Below are 17,028 nucleotides of genomic sequence, written 5' to 3' on the forward strand. Positions count from 1 at the left end.
AGATGCCGCCTCCGACCGAAGACCTTGGCGTTTGCACCTAGCAAACTGAGGGTAAGTCGAATGGCACAAACCAAGAAAATGCTGGATCCGGATCCACGGATCTATGATTTTGAGACCGAATACGAGCTGGGGCAGGATAATGTCCGACCCTTCGGTCTGGACATCCACAACCCGGTCTTTTTGATCTCAAGTATCCTGATCTTTGCGTTCGTTCTGATCGCTTTGGCCAATCAGGAATCCGCTGCTACATTCTTCGGTTGGCTGCGGCCCTGGCTGACCAGCACGTTTGACTGGTTTTTGGTGCTTTCAGTGGATGCAATCACCCTGTTCTGCCTTGTTCTGATCGTCCTGCCGGTTGGCAAGGTGCGGATCGGGGGCAAGGATGCCAAACCTGACTATTCCTATGCCGGATGGATTGCGATGATGTTCGCGGCCGGTATTGGCATCGGTCTCTTGTTCTTTGGTGTGATGGAACCGGTCTATTACAACTTTGCCGAAGGCGGAAACGCTGTGCCATTGGGTATCGACATCGCGGTTCCGGGCAATGAATACGCCGGTATTGTGGGGACGATCCACCATTGGGGTCTAGAAGGCTGGGCGGTGTACGCAGCTGTTGGTCTGAGCCTTGCGATCTTTGCCTATAATCTGGACCTGCCGCTGACCCTGCGGTCGGCTTTCTACCCGATCCTAGGCGAGCGCGTTTGGGGCTGGTGGGGCCACCTTATCGACACGCTGGCGGTATTTGCCACATTGTTCGGTCTGACAACCTCGCTGGGTCTGGGCGCACAACAGGTTGCGGCTGGACTGAACGAGGTGTTTGGTATCGAACCCAGCCCGACCGTGACTGTTCTGTTGATCATCGGGATCACGCTGATCGCTTTGGGGTCGGTCTTGATGGGCATGGATGCAGGTGTCAAACGGCTGAGCGAGATCAACATGATCATGGCCGTCGGCTTGTTCATCTTTGTGATCGTCGTGACCGGCGTCGGCACTGCCATCGCGCGATATTTCAACGTCATGGTCGACTATGTCTACCACCTTCCGGCCTTATCCAATCCGTTCGGGCGCGAAGACACCAGCTATTTCCATGGCTGGACAACCTTTTACTGGGCCTGGTGGATCGCGTGGTCACCCTTTGTGGGCATGTTCATCGCCCGCATCTCAAAGGGTCGCACGGTGCGTGAGTTTATCCTGTGCGCGCTACTGGCTCCGACAGCGGTCTGCGCGCTGTGGATGTCAACCTTTGGCGGCGCCGCCATCGACATGCTGAACGCGGGCGGAGCCGAAGGCGTGCGTGCCACGGTGATTGACAGCTATGCGCCCGAAGGTGCCTTGTTCGGCTTCCTGAAAGAGCTGCCGCTTTACGGGATCGTCGCGCCCATCGCGTTGGTCCTGATCGTAGTGTTCTTTGTCACCTCGTCGGACTCGGGCTCGCTGGTGATCGATACGATCACCGCAGGTGGCAAGATGGACGCGCCGGTGATCCAGCGGGTCTTCTGGTGCACGCTCGAAGGTCTGGTCGCCATCGCGCTGTTGCTGGGTGGCGGATTATCTGCCCTGCAGGGTGCCGCGGTGTCTACGGGCATACCGTTCACGCTGGTGGTTTTGATCATGTGCTACTGCCTGTGGCTGGCACTGAAATCAGAAAAGGCGAAGATGTAAAACGCCTTAAGCCATGAGAAAATGAAACGTCCGCCTATTTGGCGGGCGTTTTTTATGTGTGAGGTTGACCACAGAGAAAATCCAAAACCCGTCTATTCTACCCGCGTTGTTGTTTCATAGTTTAGCAAAGGTTTTCTCATGCAGCTTCATTCCGCCTCAGGCATTTCATTCAATCCCGATGTGTTCGATGAATCATTTGTCGATATGCTCGACAATCTTCCCGAAGATGCGGTCGAGGATATTGATATAGACGAAACTACTGAAATGCCGCTGATGACCGCCGCGCCAACCGCCGAGCCAAGTGACGCGGATGTTGCCGCGATCATGGAAAGCGCGTGGCAAGAGCTTTATAACTCTGAAGAGGGGGCCGATATCCGGTCGCTTCCCGAAGAACAGCAGGCACAGATTAAGGCGCGTTTCCTGTCGCCGGACCCGATCTCCGAAGCTGATGCCGCGACTGTCCCGATCGATGATGCGCCTTTCTCGATTGAAGAAACGGCGGACAGTCTAATCCTGATGCAAGGCAATACGCCACTGCTGGGCGCGCCTCTTGGGTCCAGCAAAAGCCAGAAGAAAAAGGCTGCATTGAATACGTTTATCGGCGCGGCAGCAAAGGCTTTTGCCGATATCATCACCATGGCGATGGCCGCCTTGGGGGTCTATCAAGCGCTAGGCAGCAAAACCGTGACAAAGGCAGGTGCCGGTATCGCTGTCAAATGTAGCAAACCGATTGCCCGCCATGCAGGTGCCATCGCAAAGGCTGGCAAAGCAGGCGGTGATGTCGCCAAGATGAAGGCCATGCTGGGCGTGGCCAAAGCATCGGTCGGCTTCACCAAGCTGGCAGGTATCGTTCTGACCGATATGAGCGGTCTGGAAAAGGCGGCCGCGATTGCCACCTGCGTGGGCGGCATGACACTGGCTTTGGCTTCGGCCAGCGGATCGTTCTGGCTGTCGATGGTCGCGATGGTCGCTGCGGTGGCGATGTTCGTAATCGATACCGCGCTGGCGGTTGATACCTACAAAAAGTGGCAGGCGATCTAGGCCGGAAACCAAGAACGCCCGCCAAAGTGGCGGGCGTTTGAAATCTGCAAGCGGTGAGATCCAACCTTAGCGGCGGATGCCCAGCTTTTTGATCAGGTCCTGGTAACGCGCTTCTTCTTTGCCCTTCAGATAGTCCAGCAGCTTACGGCGCTGGGCAACCATTTTCAGCAGACCGCGACGACCGTGGTTGTCTTTTTTGTGGGTCTTGAAGTGCTCGGTCAGGGTGTTGATACGCGAGGTCAGGATGGCAACCTGGACTTCTGGCGAACCGGTGTCGCCGTCCTTGGTTGCGAATTCTTTCATGACGCGTGTTTTTTCAGCGGCAGTGATCGACATCGGGGTCTCCTTCAAAGGTTAGAGTTAATGGCGCAGGCCGGGATGTCGTCCAGCGCAGGCCCATGGAGAAAACCGCACCGATTCCGATGCGGATGGGCGCGTATAGGCGCTTTTGCAAGGAATGGCAAAGGTTTTCTGGGGCTCTAGCCCATCGATCCATATTGGGCCAGTTCGGCCTCGGTGATCAGCTGAATATCATCAAGGCTGATACCGTCTGCGCCAAAGACCTGGGCAACTTCCTCTCCGTCTACAACGATGCGGGTCAGGCTAGGAGTGTCCTCATCCTGTTCGATCTGAATGTCGGGATTGGTCTGGTCTTCCCAGGTGATAAACAATTTGTCCTCACCCGGTTCAAAGCCCATGATTGTGACATCCTCGGCCTCCGAACTTAGGATAATGTCATCAGCCCCTTCGCCCCCATTGGCCACATCTGATGTATGGGCCACGATGGTATCGTCGCCATCACCCCCATTTAGAAAGTCGGTCTGGTCGAACGCTTCGTCGTCACCGCCGAGCAGCAGATCATCGCCATCGCCCCCGAATAGCGCGTCGTTGCCCGCGCCCCCCGTCAGCCTGTCATCGCCATATCCGCCATGCAGCGCGTCATCGCCTTTGCCACCCGCCAGTTCATCATCGCCCTGACCACCGTAGAGCGTATCGTCGCCCGCGCCACCGTCCAGTTCATCGTCACCGAAATGACCCGCAAGTAGGTCGTCGCCCTGATTGCCGAACAGCAGGTCGTCACCATCTTCACCGTGCAGCGTGTCCTCCCCATGACCGCCTGAGATCAAGTCCTGCCCATCGCCGCCATGCAAAACGTCATTGCCGCATCCGCCGTTGATCAGGTCATCGCCGGCATAGCCGTTGATCTGGTCGTCGCCCTCCTGCCCGCTGATCTCATCCACGCCATCCGTTCCTGCGATCACGAGATCGCCCAGATGTTCGGAAATCACCGTACCTGTTGAAATGTCGGGGATGTCTTCTGTCGCGGGTGGATCGACATTTTCGCCGACCACCAGAAACTCACCTTCGGGGATGTCGTCGGCGATGATGTCCTGTGGTTCGTCTTCGTCCCGCTCGTCTTCTTCTGAGGTCAGAACATCGCCAATCGCATATGCTGCGCCACCAACGGCTGCCAATCCAATTAGTCCGGCCAGAAACATGGGAACCCTCTGAAAGCAAACTGCTCCGAGGGTGAACTATCCCATCCGACCTGTTGGTTGGTCAAAGCCAAGCTGGAGGTGTGGTTAACCCTTTGTCACCAGGCTTCGGGCTGTTGGGTGTAAGCGATGTAGAGCGGATGCTTGGGGTGCCCGTCTTTCGTCAGGCCCAGATTGAACAAAGGCTGGCCGGTGCTCCGCAGCAGCGCTTCAACCGCCGGGCCACGATCCAGATGCGCGCCGTGGGCACCCCAGGCGGCCACGACTTGATCGGCCCAGGTAACCCCGTCCAGAATGGCTGCGTCATTCGCGGGCCCCACCGGATCGGCAGCCGCGCGCATCTTGCGCGGGTCAGTATCGCGCCAGGCAAAGATGTTGGTCACCTGAAACGCGCCGAACCCCAGGGCCCGCGCCCGGCGTTCACAGCGCTCGACCGTTGGGTCATTCTGCACTTCGGTCGCAGTCGAAGGATTCAGCATCACAAACAGCGCCTTGCGCCCGGTCGGGTCCCAGATGCGGGTCAGGCTATAGCGGTATTTTTCGCAATCGGAATAGATGGCGGTCGAGGGCGCGTCGCCCTTGGTATGGGTTCGGGTGATCATGCCCTTCGCCTAGCACGTGGATCAGGCAACGAACACCCGGCTGGGGTGCAATTCGCCGGATTTGTAGATGCCCACAGCCACGGCCTTGCCATCCAGCGAGGCCCAGGCCTCATCGCCATATTCCACGTCGCTGGCCAGTACCATGCCCGGATTACCATTGCGCAGGCGGGTGGCGCCCTCGGCGCTGCATTTCAGTTCGGGCAAATCGGACAACCCGGTTTCCAGCGGGTGCAGGTAGTCATCCAACGCAGTGGTTTTGGCCATCTCGTCGATTTGTTCGATGCTCAATCCATCCTGGGCCTCGAACGGGCCGGACCAGATGCGGCGCAGCTCACGGACGTGTCCGTGACAACCCAAAGCCTCACCCAGGTCACGGGCGATGGACCGCACATAGCCGCCTTTGCCGCAGGTCATCTCGAGCGTAACATGATCATCATCGGGCCGGTCAGTCAGAACCAGCTCCTCGACCCATAGCGGACGGGCCGCCAATTCCACGTCCTCGCCGTCTCGGGCCAGTTTATAGGCGCGCTGGCCGTCGATCTTTACAGCTGAAAATTTGGGTGGGACCTGCATGATTTCGCCGATAAAGGGCGCAAGTGCCTCTTTGATCTCCTCATCCGAGGGGCGCGCATCGCTTTCGGCGATCACCTCACCTTCGGCATCGTCGGTATTGGTGGCCTGACCCAGCCGCACCGTGAACGTATAAGCCTTCAAAGCATCGGTGATATAGGGAACGGTCTTGGTCGCCTCGCCTAAGGCCACAGCCAGAACGCCGGTGGCTTCGGGGTCCAGTGTCCCCGCATGGCCCGCCTTCTTGGCGTCGAGCGCCCAACGCACCTTGTTGACCACTGATGTTGATGTCATGCCCGCAGGCTTGTCCACCACCAGCCAACCAGAGATATCGCGACCTTTGCGTTTGCGTCCCATTTTGCACCTAGAATCTTGCTGAGGCGCGCGAGTTAGCGGATCGCCCAGACGCTGTCAATTTACAGGCGTTTCCTCGACCACGCCGACGATCGGACCCAGCGAAAACCCGACATCCGACCGGTTGCTGGCGCGTTCATACATACGCGAGATATTGCCGTCAAAGAACAGCGCATTTGGTGTTTTCAGAACATCCCGAAACAGGCTGCCGAATTCGTAAAAAGTGACGTAGTCATCCGAGATCGCGAACACTGCGCGCGTCCCTTCCGCGCTGGTGCCGACCCCATTGCGCACATAGACCGAGGTCGAATCGGGCAGAAAGCGCGGGTGTAGCGCACCATCGATCACCAACATCGGACCGGATTGAGTGGCAAAGCGGCATTGGGGCGCCTGCTCGACAAAGGACATGGTCTCAAACACATCGGCGCGCCCGTCGCGGATGCAGAACACGCCATTAGGCAGCAAGCCGAAATTGCCGGGGCCCGGATTGGCAATCACGCGCATCTGCTCGTGACCCTCTTCAACATAGTGGCCGACGGGAGAGCGATCATCGTGATACATGCCAGCGTTCATTGCAAAGGCCAGACGTTCGCCACCGGGGGCAAGCGCCTCGTTCACCGAGGAAAAATGCCCCAGCAGATCGCCGGTTTCATCGTTCAGAAACAGGCGCAGGTCTTCGTTGGCGGCATCTACTTCGCAGATCGTATAGCGCTTGTCCTGATGCGTGACCTTCTCGCACGTCACCGCCCAGGCCTGCGCGGCCCAGAGGATTGCGCCTGATGTGACGGCCAGACGGATCACTCGTCCAGATCGCGGCGCACCGCGTCCTGTTCGAACATGCGGCGGGTGTCATCGAGCCGGTCGAACGTGTCATCCAGCCGAAACCGCAGATCGGGCGCAAACTTAAGACCGACTTTCTTGCCGACCATGCGGCGTAACTCACCCTTGTTGCGGGCGAGCAGTTCGATCACGTCCTCCTGCCCCTTGCCGCCCAGTGGCAGCACATAGGCGGTGGCGATTTTTAGATCCGGCGAGGTGCGTACTTCGCCGACTGTAATAGACATGCGGTTCAGGTCGGGGTCGTGGACATCTCCGCGCGCCAGAACCTCGGACAGGGTGCGGCGGATCAGTTCGCCGACACGCAGCTGTCGTTGGGACGGGCCGGGGCCATCATGGAATTTGTTCTTTGCCATGTCTCCGATCTAAGCACAAAGCGAGGCTTTGCCAAGCGGGCGCGAACGGGGTAGGAGGCTTTGAGCAGTTTGCAGCAAGGGAACATCGCCATGACCCATATTCCGGGGATCGTCATCACAGGGGCTTCGGGCCGTATGGGGCAGATGCTGATCAAGACTGTCACCGACAGTGATCAGGCGCGACTGGTTGGTGTGGTCGAGCGTACGGGCCATGACTGGATCGGTCAGGACGTTGGCGAAGCCATAGGCGGGCAGGCGCTGGGCGTGACCGTCACGAATGACCCGCTGGAGGCGTTTGCCCAGGCGCAGGCGGTGATCGATTTCACCGCGCCCGAGGCGACGCTGGAGTTTGCTGCGCTGGCCGCACAGGCGCGTTGCGTGCATGTTATCGGAACCACCGGAATGAGTGATGAACAAGTCGCGGCGCTGGAACCCGCGTCGCGGCATGCGGTGATCGTGCGTGCTGGAAACATGAGCCTCGGCGTCAACCTGCTGATGCAGCTGACCAAAAAGGTCGCGGCGGCGCTGGATGAAGATTTCGATATCGAGATCATCGAAGGCCACCACCACCACAAGGTCGATGCGCCCTCGGGCACAGCCCTTATGCTAGGTGAGGCCGCCGCCGAAGGGCGCGGTGTCAAACTGGCTGATGTCTCGGATCGGGGTCGCGACGGCATCACCGGCGCGCGCAAGCGTGGGGATATCGGATTCCACGCCATTCGTGGTGGCGACATTGTGGGGGAACATGACGTTCTGTTTGCCGCCCCTGGCGAACGCATTGTCCTGCGCCATCTGGCCACCGACCGCGCAATCTTTGCCCGAGGCGCGCTGAAAGCCGCGCTTTGGGGACAGGGCAAGCAACCGGGTCAGTATGACATGGTGGATGTTCTGGGATTATAGTGGCTAGAACAGCAATCTCAGATAACTATGTAAGACAAAGGCCGCACTCCAGAACAGGATCGCTGTTTTCCAAGACGCACACCCTAGGGCTAAACTCAAAACCAGATTCCTGTTGGGTATAAGACGTATCGCATTGGTGGTGTGCTGATCCCAGCACTTTTCAGCCATGAAGAAATAGTTGCCTGCGCCATATGCGTTTAGAATGATCCGTCTGCGCGAGGGTGGGGTGCCGCGTGTTCTGATCCAGAACGAAATAAATTCATCCTTGAAATTGAAGGCTGGGCAGACTGAGGTGAGAAAAATCATGGCTGCAAAAACTGACAGACTCATGAGGGTTAAGCAGCCGAGTATTAATAACAGTACAGTCAGCAAGTCTGCCTCCGATCCGACGGATTCTAGAGTGCATCCCGTAAGAGAGGAATGCAATCACCCCGTGTGCAGAGCATAGGCCTGCTCCGCAAAGCTCGGCAGATGTTTGCAAAACAGTTGGCAGGCTGAATTCTGTGATCAACCCTCGCCAAGATGCCGGTCCACCATCCGCTGCACCATCGGGGCAAAATGAGCGAAATCCGGTGTTTCCATATCCGCGCGCTTGCCGGCTTCGTCGAGGTAGCGCACCTGAATGATCTCTTTCAGGTTTGGATTGGCCTCGAAGTCTTCCACTTCCTTGGCGCTCATGGGGCCACCTTGCAGCTCAAGCGTATGGACGGACGCGGTTGACAGCCGGTTGAAATATTCCGGCTTGGTGGCGCAGAGATAGCGCTTGGCCGCGACGTGATACCGGCAGCAATCGGTGATGACCGAGGGGAAGAACTGCTCCAGCACTTCAGCCCCGGCATCCTCGTGATGGCGGTCTTCGGTGTCATCGGGGTGATACGTGCCGAACTCGGACGTGAAGTGCCCGATATCGTGCAGCAATGCGCCTACGATGATCTCTTCGGGCATTCCGTTCTGTTCTGCGATTGTAGCGCCCTGCAACATATGCTCGGCCATGGTGACCGGTTCTCCCAGATACTCTTCACCGCCGCGACGTTCAAAGATGTCGCCGATGAAGGCCACGATATTGTCGCGGTTTAGGGTTGTGAAATCGGGTTTCATTCCGCAGCCTCCGGTTGGGCAATTTCCATTGCGGCCAAGGTCGACAGCAAGCCATCTTTGTCGGCGTAACATCCCTGCAGCCAACGTGAGCCCGCGCCGGAATAGCCCAGACGAGCGTGCAACACGCGAGTGTTGTCGACGATGAAGCTCTCACCCGGTTCCAGCTTGAAGGATACGCCCATCGCCGGATCATCGATGATGTCACCCAGTTGGCGATAGGCAGCGTAGTAGGCTTCCATCTTGTCAAAGGGCACGTCAACAAACGGGGCCGAGGAACGGTTGTTAAAGCGGATGCCGATCAGCTCACCATCTGGTGACAGTTCGATCATCGGGCGGCGCGAGCGCAGGCAGACGCCATCTGAGCCCTTGTATTCAAACCGGGCAGGGTAGCCCGTCAGCAGGGCAAAACCTTCGGGGTTCTGATCGCGCAGCTTTTCGGCCGCACGGAATCCATCGACCACGATGGAGTCGCCACCCTCGGCAGAGTTTTCCAGACAATAGAGGATTTGCAGCGTTGGCACCGGGTCGCGGTAAGGGTTGTCGGTATGGGCCTGTAATCCAAGCCCGGTATAAGCCAGGTTGGTCGGGTTCACCTCGGTTCGGACCTCAAAATAGGGGCCATAGTTGGTTTCGCGCACATAGCCGAACAGGTCGGCCACTTTCAGCAGCGATTCCGCCTCGGCCGGGCCGCCGGTTAGCTTGGCAAAACCAAACTCGGCGATCGCTGCCAACCAGTTGCGCTTGGCGGTGGGGGTTGCGTGAACCTCGGACCAATCACCGCTGGGCGCATCAATGCCGCGTTCCCATGTGGTGAGGCCATGCGCGACGCGGCCCAGTGCGGCATCGTGATCGCGGTCATAGCAATGTTCCGCCAGCCAGTCGGCGGGGAAAGTGACCGTCTTGTCTTCGGGCTGAAACGTAACGTGCAGATCGCCCGCAACGACCTGTGCCGCGCTGACCGAGACGTCGGAGGGGATGTCACCGATGGTGATCAGGCGTTGGCCGTTGCCGGGCGCGCGAGTGTCCGGGTCCAGCGCGTTGTCGCGCAGCCAGATGGCGTGAAAGCGGGCCTCGGCCCCAGTGTCAAACACGACAGTGACGACCGAGGCGGTGTGAGTGGCTGTGCGCAGCATTGGGGTTCTCCTGTTCGGCGCGAGCTTTGGTTGAGCAGATACGCCGTTCATGGCATTACCACAATTAATCCTTCTTGCGGCTGAGGCTTGGAAAATCTTATGGCTAAGAAAAAGATCGGATTGCCGCCCTTGGACTGGTTACGCGTGTTCGAGGCTGCGGGCCGGTTGGGCGGGTTTTCGGCGGCGGCGAAAGAGTTTGGGCTGACTCAGGCGGCAGTCAGCCAGCGCATTGCCAACCTCGAATCCTGGCTGGGCCGGTCCTTGTTTGTGCGTGAAGCACGGGGCGTGTCACTGACGGTCGAAGGTGAAAGCTATCTGCCGCTGGTGCAGGACAGTTTACAGGCGCTGGAACGTAATACAGAAGATTTGTTCGGCAAATCCCCGCGCGAGCTGCGCGTCGCAGGGCTATCGTCGAGCATTCATGCGCTGGTTCTTCCCAGTCTGGACCGGTTTCAGGGCATGCGTCCCAAAGTGCGGGTGATGACCGATTCAGTGGCGCGGCGGTCATCGTTGGATGAGGAACGGACGTGGCTGCAAATCCGCTATGGGCGCGGGACATGGCCGGGGCGCGATGCTGCATTGATCGCGTCCGAAATACTGGTGCCGATAGCCGCGCCCGGTGTAGTTTGGGGCACACCGCTGATTGATCTGCGTGGCGAACGCCCGGGCTGGCGGGACTGGGCAAGGAAAACGGGCGGGGTGGAATTGCCACCGTCAAAAGTGAGCTTTGATTCGATGGAGCATGCGATTTCCGCAGCCCGTCAGGGGCAGGGTGTAGCACTGGGTTCGGTGCCTCTGGCACAAGCGGATTTGCGGTCGGGTCGATTGCGCAGGCTCGATTTGCCAGAATTGCAGACCAAGGATGGCTATTGGCTGACATGGCCCGAAGACCGAGCCAAGTCCAAAAAACAGCGTGCGTTGCTTCAGGACTTTCTGCAGGCGCTGCGCGGCTAGGCGCCTAGAAATCGATGGCGATGCCTTTTTTCTCCCAATCACCATAGCGGGCAGGGTCAGGTCCGTCGCGGCCGCCCAGTTCCTTGGGCAGTTCTTTTGCTTTGGCCTTTTTGCGGCGTTCCTCGGCCTCGGCCAATGCGCGCTGGGCGGCGGGGGGCAGGTCTGTGCGGTCGTCATTCATGACATCGGGTTCCTTTCCGTGCAGGGGCTTGATATACGCCCCCGTCCGCCCTTGGCAATGCGGGCGAGGGTCACATCAAAGGCGGTTCCATGTCCGACAACGCAACGGCGGCGCGACGCAGCGCGATCTATCTGCTGGATCAGATTCTGGGAGAAGGGCGGCTGCTGTCCGAATGTCTGGCCGTCGGCGCGTTGGACCGGCTGGGCCCCGAGGATCGAGCGCGGGCGCAGCGTCTGACGCTGGAAACCCTGCGCGGGCTGGAGCGCGCCGACCGGCTGCTCGACAATCATTTGAACCGGGCGCCTGCCCTGACGGTCCACAACGCTCTGCGCTTGGGGGCGGTCGAACTGTGCAATGGCGAAGCGGCCCATGGGGTGGTGAATTCCATGGTCGAGATCATCAGCCGGTCACGCAAGCACGGGCGGCTGAAGGGTCTGGTTAACGCGGTATTGCGCAAGGTGGCGGCTGAAGGGCCCGAAGCATGGCCCAAGATGCGCGTTCCGCGTCTGCCCGAATGGTTGCGTGATCCCCTGATCACTGCTTGGGGCACGGATGCCGTTACTGGAATGGAACAGGCTCATTTTACCGGGGCTCCGTTGGATCTGACCGTGAAGCCGGGGGCTTCTGTCCCGTCGGGTGAAACCCTGCCAACTGGATCGGTACGTATCAAAGAGGCGGGTCAGATTTCGACCTTGCCAGGATATAAGGCCGGGGAATGGTGGGTGCAGGATGCAGCGGCCGCCCTGCCGGTGCGGGTAATGGCGCCAAAACCGGGAGAACGGGTGCTGGACCTTTGTGCCGCGCCGGGCGGCAAGACGATGCAACTGGCCGCTGCCGGAGCGGATGTCACGGCGCTGGATATCTCAGAGGCGCGTATCGAGCGGGTTCGAGAGAACCTTGTGCGGACCGGCCTGACTGCAACGGTTGTTGTCGGCGACGCGCTGGACCATGCGGGCCAATATGATGCGATCCTTCTGGATGCGCCCTGTTCTGCCACCGGCACCATCCGCCGGCACCCTGATCTGCCTTTTGCAAAGGACGGTTCCGAATTCGGTGGTCTGATTGACCTTCAGGCGCGAATGCTCGCCCATGCCTGGGGTCTGCTGAAACCGGGTGGTCGTTTGGTTTATTGTACCTGCTCCTTGTTGCCGGATGAAGGCGAGGTGCAGGTCGAAGAGGCGTTGGAAAGTCATCCCGACATGACTGTGGATCGCGCGGCGCTCAGCTTGCCGGGCGTGGACAGCAACTGGATCACCGAAGAAGGCGGCTTGCGCCTGCGGCCGGATTATTGGGCGGATCGGGGCGGCATGGATGGGTTCTACATCGCGTGCCTGAGTAAATCCGCCTGAGGTCACGCTTTTCGATGACTTGACGATCAGCCCGGTCTATCGTTGGGTCGCAAGCGCCAGCAGAGCGCAAGGGGCAGAGTAAAACGCGTCATGTCAGAAACGGACACCATGACCAGCCGGTGGATGCGGTTTCAGAACCGGTTTTATGCGCGTCTAAGTCAAAGACAGCGGGCGGTGACCGGGTTTGTTTTACAGCCTGAACCGCGTACCGTTGGGTCTTATGCGCGGGGGCGTCAGCTGGTCGCCGGAAACCTGCTGTTCTCCGGCTATCTGGTCGAGGCGCAAGACACTGGTTTGTGGGAAGTCGCGGCCCCAAGTGTTGGATTTGATGATGAACGCCACGGCTTTGCCTGGCTGGATGATCTGGCTGCGGTTGGAGACAGTCGTGCGCGGGAAAAGGCGCAGCGCTGGGTCTGGGGCTGGATCGCTGCCCATGGCCGCGGCCGCGGGCCCGGGTGGGTGCCCGATCTGACGGGCCGACGGGTTATGCGCTGGATCAACCATGCGCTGTTCTTGCTGCGCGGCGTCGATGATGCCCAAAGCAAGCTGTTTTTTCGGTCTCTGGCGCAACAAACGTGGTTCCTGTCCAAGCGTTGGCATGCGGCGACGCCGGGCCTGCCACGGTTCGAAGCGCTAGCTGGGCTGGTGCAATCGGGGTTGGCTTTGGAAGGGCTGGAGGCAATGGCTGACCCGGCAGTCCGCGCTCTGGCGCGGGAATGCGAACGTCAGGTGGATGCGCAAGGGGGCATCCCGACCCGCAACCCCGAGGAGTTGTTGGAAGTCTTCACCCTGCTCAGCTGGACCGCCGCCGCCCTGAACGATGTGGGCCGGGGTGCACCTGTGGCGCAGGCCAGCGCGATCAAGCGGATTGCTCCCACATTGCGCAGTTTGCGCCATGCGGATGGAGCCTTGGCCCGGTTCCATGGCGGCGGGCGCGGGGTCGAGGGACGGCTGGAACAGGCGCTGGCGCAAAGCGGGGTCAAACACAAGGCGGCGACCGAGCTGCCGATGGGGTATTCTTGCCTCTCTGCTGGACGGACCACGGTTGTTATCGATGCCAGCCCGCCGCCATCCGGTGCGGCCTCGTTCAACGCGCATGCCTCGACCTTGGCATTTGAACTAACGTCGGGCCGTCGGCCTCTGATCGTCAATTGCGGGTCTGGGGCCAGTTTCGGGCTGGATTGGCGACGGGCGGGCCGGGCAACGCCGTCGCATTCCACCTTATGTCTGGACGGCTATTCCAGCGCCCGGTTGGCCCAGCCGGTTCCAGGCAGTGAGCAGCAGGCGCTTGTAGATGCCCCACGCAGCGTTCCAACAGATTTCGAGGATGCAATCGCAGGCATCCGCTTTATGTCCGGGCATGACGGTTACGCCAAAGTGTTTGGCCTGACCCATGCGCGCACGTTTGAGTTGCGTTTTGACGGGCGTCAATTGACGGTCGAAGATATCCTTCTGACCGCAACCGATAAGGCCAAACGGCAATTTGACAAGGTAATGGATGCCTCGGGCCTCTCGGGTATGCCCTTTGATATCCGTTTTCACCTGCATCCGGATGTGGACACAGCGGTTGATCTGGGTGGCGCGGCGGTGTCGATGGCGCTCAAGAGCGGCGAGATCTGGGTTTTCCGCCATGATGGCATAGGAAAATTGGACGTTCAGCCAAGCGTTTACCTTGAAAAAGGCCGCCTAAAGCCACGCGCGACAAAACAGATCGTTCTATCTGGCCGCGCAATGGAGTATGCGACGCGCATCCAGTGGACGTTGAGCAAGGCGCAGGATACTGCCTATGCCGTGCGTGACCTGCACCGGGACGAGCCAGAATTCGACTGACGCCAAAAGGACCTTTGGACCCATGACAGATTTTCACCCCGTGCGCCGCGCGTTGCTTTCCGTTTCCGACAAGACCGGGTTGATCGAGCTGGGAAAGGCATTGGCCGAGCGCGGGGTTGAGTTGTTGTCGACCGGCGGTACTGCCAAGGCGCTGCGTGACGCGGGGCTTGAGGTTAAGGACGTCAGCGATGTGACCGGCTTCCCCGAGATGATGGATGGCCGTGTCAAGACGCTGCACCCTATGGTGCATGGCGGCTTGTTGGCGCTGCGTGACAACGACACCCATGTCGCCGCGATGGACGAACATGGCATCGGTGCAATCGACCTGTTGGTTGTGAACCTCTACCCGTTTGAGGCCACTGTCGCCAAAGGTGCAGGCTATGATGAATGCATCGAGAATATCGACATTGGCGGCCCAGCGATGATCCGCGCGGCTTCAAAAAACCATGCCTTTGTGAGTGTTGTTGTGGATGTCGAAGATTACTCGTCCCTGCTGGATCAGTTGGAAGAGAATTACGGCAAGACCTCATACGGGTTCCGGCAGTGGCTGGCCCAAAAGGCCTATGCCCGCACGGCGGCCTATGACACAGCGGTGTCGAATTGGATGGCTGACGCGCTGCAGCTTGAGGCGCCTACGCGCCGTGCCTTTGCTGGCGAACTGAAACAGACCCTGCGCTATGGTGAAAACAGCCATCAGCAGGCAGCGTTCTATACCGATGGTAGCGACCGTCCCGGTGTAGCGACCGCAGTTCAGCATCAGGGCAAAGAGCTGAGCTATAACAACATCAACGACACTGACGCGGCCTTTGAGCTGGTGGCGGAGTTTGACCCGGCACAGGGCGCGGCCTGCGCCATCATCAAACACGCCAACCCCTGTGGCGTAGCGACGGGCGCGACGTTGTTAGAGGCGTATAAATCGGCCTTCGATTGTGATCGGACCTCAGCCTTTGGGGGCATTGTGGCGCTGAACCAACCGCTCGATGCGGAAACTGCGCAAGAAATCACCGGGATCTTCACTGAGGTCGTTATCGCGCCGGGCGCGTCGGATGAGGCCAAGGCGATCTTTGCGGCCAAGAAGAATCTACGCCTGTTGACCACCGAAGGTCTGCCGGATGTAACGGCGGGCGGTAAAACCGTGCGTCAGGTGGCCGGTGGCCTGCTGGTTCAGGACAAGGATAACGGTTTCGTTGGCATGGATGACCTGAAGGTGGTCACCAAGAAAGCGCCGACTGAAGACCAAATGCGCGATCTGCTGTTCGCCTGGAAAGTGGCCAAGCATGTCAAATCCAACGCTATCGTTTACGTCAAAGGCGGTGCTACCGTAGGCGTCGGTGCTGGGCAGATGAGCCGCGTGGACTCGGCACTTATTGCGGCCAAGAAAGCCGAACGCATGGCCGAGGCGCTAGGCTTGGCCGAATCGCTGACCATCGGCTCGGCCGTGGCGTCGGACGCGTTCTTCCCCTTCCCCGACGGTCTGATGGAAGCGGCCCAAGCCGGTGCCACCTGCGTGATCCAACCGGGTGGCTCAATGCGCGATGATGAGGTGATCGCAGCGGCAGATGAGGCCGGGCTGGCGATGGTCTTCACCGGCATGCGGCACTTCCGGCACTGATGTCCTATCGGCTGCTCTACTGGGCTGCACTGGCAGCCATTCTGATCGACCAGATCAGCAAGTATCTGGTCGTTCGGGTCATGCGCGTGGCCGAACAGCCAGGCGGTATCGACGTGTTGCCGCCTTTGGTTGTGTTCAAATACGGTGAAAATCGCGGCATCAATTTTGGTCTGTTTCAGGGTGATTCCGATGCCGCGCGCTGGGTTCTGGTCGCGATTTCCGTTGCGATTTGTATCGCCGTTTTTGTCTGGCTGCGCCGTTCAACACCGTCCAAACTGATGCTGATCTGCGGTGGGTTCTTGATCGGTGGAGCGCTGGGCAATGTGGTCGACCGGGTGCTTTATGGTTTTGTTCTGGATTTCCTGAACATGTCTTGCTGCGGTATCAACAACCCGTATGTGTTTAATTTGGCGGATGTTTTTGTCTTCGCAGGGGCCATTGGGCTCGTTCTGTTCGATGGGAAAAAGCCCTCGTGACGCGCCGATGGATTTGCGGTAAAACGTCCGAAACTGGTTGGAGACTCTGATGCGGTTGTCGCGCGCACCCTATGTTTTGATCTTTGCCGCTGCGGTTGCGGCGTGCTCGAACCCTGGTTTGCGCGAACTGACGCCTCCGGGGGATGGCCCCGATGAGTTCTCGGTGCTGCCGGTCAAACCTCTGACAGAACCCAAGGATTATGCATTTCTGCCCGCCCCAACCCCGGGTGGTAGTAATCTGACAGATCCGAATCCCAAGGCAGATGCGGTTCTTGCACTGGGTGGTAACCCGGCAGCGACGAATCCGAACGGGGCGATCCCGGCCTCGGATTCCGCGCTGGTGACCGCGACCAGCCGCTATGGTGTGCCGGCGAATACGCGCCAGATCGTTCAGGCCGAAGACGATGAGTTCCGCCAGCGTCGTGGCCGGTGGACCGGCCTGCGCCTGTTCCCGGTGGATCGCTATCAGCAGGTCTATGAACGTCAGGCGTTGGACCCCTTTGCGCAGACGGAAGCTGCCCGTCGTGCCGGGCTCGAAACGCCCTCGTCACCGCCAGATGAATAAATTTTAACTTTT

General features: G+C 59.3%; 18 protein-coding genes. 9 read left to right on the forward strand and 9 right to left on the reverse strand.

The window, feature by feature from the left end; all coding sequences use genetic code 11:
* Window positions 1-60: 60 nt before the first annotated feature.
* Window positions 61-1,662, forward strand: a complete 1,602-nt coding sequence (locus tag AC2FGE_RS17795) for a BCCT family transporter (protein WP_480826303.1) — start codon at window positions 61-63, stop codon at window positions 1,660-1,662.
* Window positions 1,663-1,800: 138 nt separating this feature from the next.
* Window positions 1,801-2,703, forward strand: coding sequence for a hypothetical protein (locus AC2FGE_RS17800; protein ID WP_480826304.1), 903 nt, complete (start codon window positions 1,801-1,803; stop codon window positions 2,701-2,703).
* Window positions 2,704-2,769: 66 nt separating this feature from the next.
* On the opposite strand, the gene rpsO is transcribed toward AC2FGE_RS17800, so the two are convergent.
* The 6 genes from rpsO to rbfA form a co-directional block, all read right to left on the reverse strand.
* Window positions 2,770-3,039: a 30S ribosomal protein S15 gene (rpsO, locus tag AC2FGE_RS17805; RefSeq protein WP_170428415.1), complete on the reverse strand. Its 270-nt coding sequence runs from the start codon at window positions 3,037-3,039 to the stop codon at window positions 2,770-2,772.
* A gap of 143 nt (window positions 3,040-3,182) precedes the next feature.
* Complete coding sequence (locus tag AC2FGE_RS17810; RefSeq protein WP_496820611.1) at window positions 3,183-4,202, reverse strand: calcium-binding protein; 1,020 nt, start codon at window positions 4,200-4,202, stop codon at window positions 3,183-3,185.
* Window positions 4,203-4,297: 95 nt separating this feature from the next.
* Window positions 4,298-4,801, reverse strand: a complete 504-nt coding sequence (locus tag AC2FGE_RS17815) for a DUF1643 domain-containing protein (RefSeq protein WP_496820612.1) — start codon at window positions 4,799-4,801, stop codon at window positions 4,298-4,300.
* A gap of 21 nt (window positions 4,802-4,822) precedes the next feature.
* Window positions 4,823-5,728 (reverse strand): tRNA pseudouridine(55) synthase TruB, encoded by a 906-nt coding sequence (gene truB / locus AC2FGE_RS17820; RefSeq protein WP_496820613.1) that lies wholly within the window; start codon window positions 5,726-5,728, stop codon window positions 4,823-4,825.
* Window positions 5,729-5,782: 54 nt separating this feature from the next.
* Window positions 5,783-6,526 (reverse strand): phosphodiester glycosidase family protein, encoded by a 744-nt coding sequence (locus tag AC2FGE_RS17825; RefSeq protein WP_496820614.1) that lies wholly within the window; start codon window positions 6,524-6,526, stop codon window positions 5,783-5,785.
* Complete coding sequence (rbfA, locus tag AC2FGE_RS17830) at window positions 6,523-6,918, reverse strand: 30S ribosome-binding factor RbfA (protein WP_496820616.1); 396 nt, start codon at window positions 6,916-6,918, stop codon at window positions 6,523-6,525. The genes AC2FGE_RS17825 and rbfA overlap by 4 nt, the downstream gene beginning before the upstream one ends.
* A 90-nt stretch (window positions 6,919-7,008) precedes the next feature.
* On the opposite strand from rbfA, the gene dapB reads away from it, so the two are divergent.
* The gene (gene dapB / locus AC2FGE_RS17835) at window positions 7,009-7,818 is read left to right on the forward strand and encodes a 4-hydroxy-tetrahydrodipicolinate reductase (protein WP_496820617.1); all 810 of its coding nucleotides are present in this window, start codon (window positions 7,009-7,011) and stop codon (window positions 7,816-7,818) included.
* Window positions 7,819-8,325: 507 nt separating this feature from the next.
* Here dapB and tmpB read toward each other — a convergent pair.
* Together tmpB and tmpA are read right to left on the reverse strand one after the other, a co-directional pair.
* Window positions 8,326-8,916 carry a (R)-1-hydroxy-2-trimethylaminoethylphosphonate oxygenase gene (gene tmpB / locus AC2FGE_RS17840; protein WP_496820619.1) on the reverse strand — a complete coding sequence of 197 codons (591 nt, stop codon included), beginning with the start codon at window positions 8,914-8,916 and terminating at the stop codon, window positions 8,326-8,328.
* Window positions 8,913-10,049: a 2-trimethylaminoethylphosphonate dioxygenase gene (gene tmpA / locus AC2FGE_RS17845; RefSeq protein WP_496820620.1), complete on the reverse strand. Its 1,137-nt coding sequence runs from the start codon at window positions 10,047-10,049 to the stop codon at window positions 8,913-8,915. The genes tmpB and tmpA overlap by 4 nt, the downstream gene beginning before the upstream one ends.
* A 99-nt stretch (window positions 10,050-10,148) precedes the next feature.
* Here tmpA and AC2FGE_RS17850 point away from each other — a divergent pair, with 99 nt between their 5' ends.
* Window positions 10,149-11,003, forward strand: coding sequence for a LysR family transcriptional regulator (locus tag AC2FGE_RS17850; protein ID WP_496820621.1), 855 nt, complete (start codon window positions 10,149-10,151; stop codon window positions 11,001-11,003).
* A gap of 4 nt (window positions 11,004-11,007) precedes the next feature.
* Here the strand turns inward: AC2FGE_RS17850 and AC2FGE_RS17855 are convergent, their stop codons facing one another.
* On the reverse strand, window positions 11,008-11,184 hold the full coding sequence (locus AC2FGE_RS17855; RefSeq protein WP_496820622.1) for a DUF1674 domain-containing protein: 177 nt from the start codon (window positions 11,182-11,184) through the stop codon (window positions 11,008-11,010).
* Between the two features lie 89 nt (window positions 11,185-11,273).
* Here AC2FGE_RS17855 and AC2FGE_RS17860 point away from each other — a divergent pair, with 89 nt between their 5' ends.
* The 5 genes from AC2FGE_RS17860 (at window position 11,274) to AC2FGE_RS17880 (ending at window position 17,016) form a co-directional block, all read left to right on the forward strand.
* Entirely contained in the window at window positions 11,274-12,533 is a 1,260-nt protein-coding gene (locus tag AC2FGE_RS17860; RefSeq protein ID WP_496820623.1) for an RsmB/NOP family class I SAM-dependent RNA methyltransferase, read from the forward strand.
* Window positions 12,534-12,623: 90 nt separating this feature from the next.
* On the forward strand, window positions 12,624-14,363 hold the full coding sequence (locus tag AC2FGE_RS17865) for a heparinase II/III family protein (protein ID WP_496820624.1): 1,740 nt from the start codon (window positions 12,624-12,626) through the stop codon (window positions 14,361-14,363).
* Window positions 14,364-14,385: 22 nt separating this feature from the next.
* Window positions 14,386-15,975: a bifunctional phosphoribosylaminoimidazolecarboxamide formyltransferase/IMP cyclohydrolase gene (gene purH / locus AC2FGE_RS17870; RefSeq protein WP_496820625.1), complete on the forward strand. Its 1,590-nt coding sequence runs from the start codon at window positions 14,386-14,388 to the stop codon at window positions 15,973-15,975.
* Window positions 15,975-16,451, forward strand: a complete 477-nt coding sequence (gene lspA / locus AC2FGE_RS17875) for a signal peptidase II (RefSeq protein ID WP_496820626.1) — start codon at window positions 15,975-15,977, stop codon at window positions 16,449-16,451. Before purH ends, lspA begins: the two co-directional genes overlap by 1 nt.
* 49 nt (window positions 16,452-16,500) lie before the next feature.
* The gene (locus AC2FGE_RS17880; protein WP_496820627.1) at window positions 16,501-17,016 is read left to right on the forward strand and encodes a DUF3035 domain-containing protein; all 516 of its coding nucleotides are present in this window, start codon (window positions 16,501-16,503) and stop codon (window positions 17,014-17,016) included.
* Window positions 17,017-17,028 lie beyond the last annotated feature (12 nt).

The organism is Ruegeria sp. YTSA075 (genome assembly GCF_059610245.1).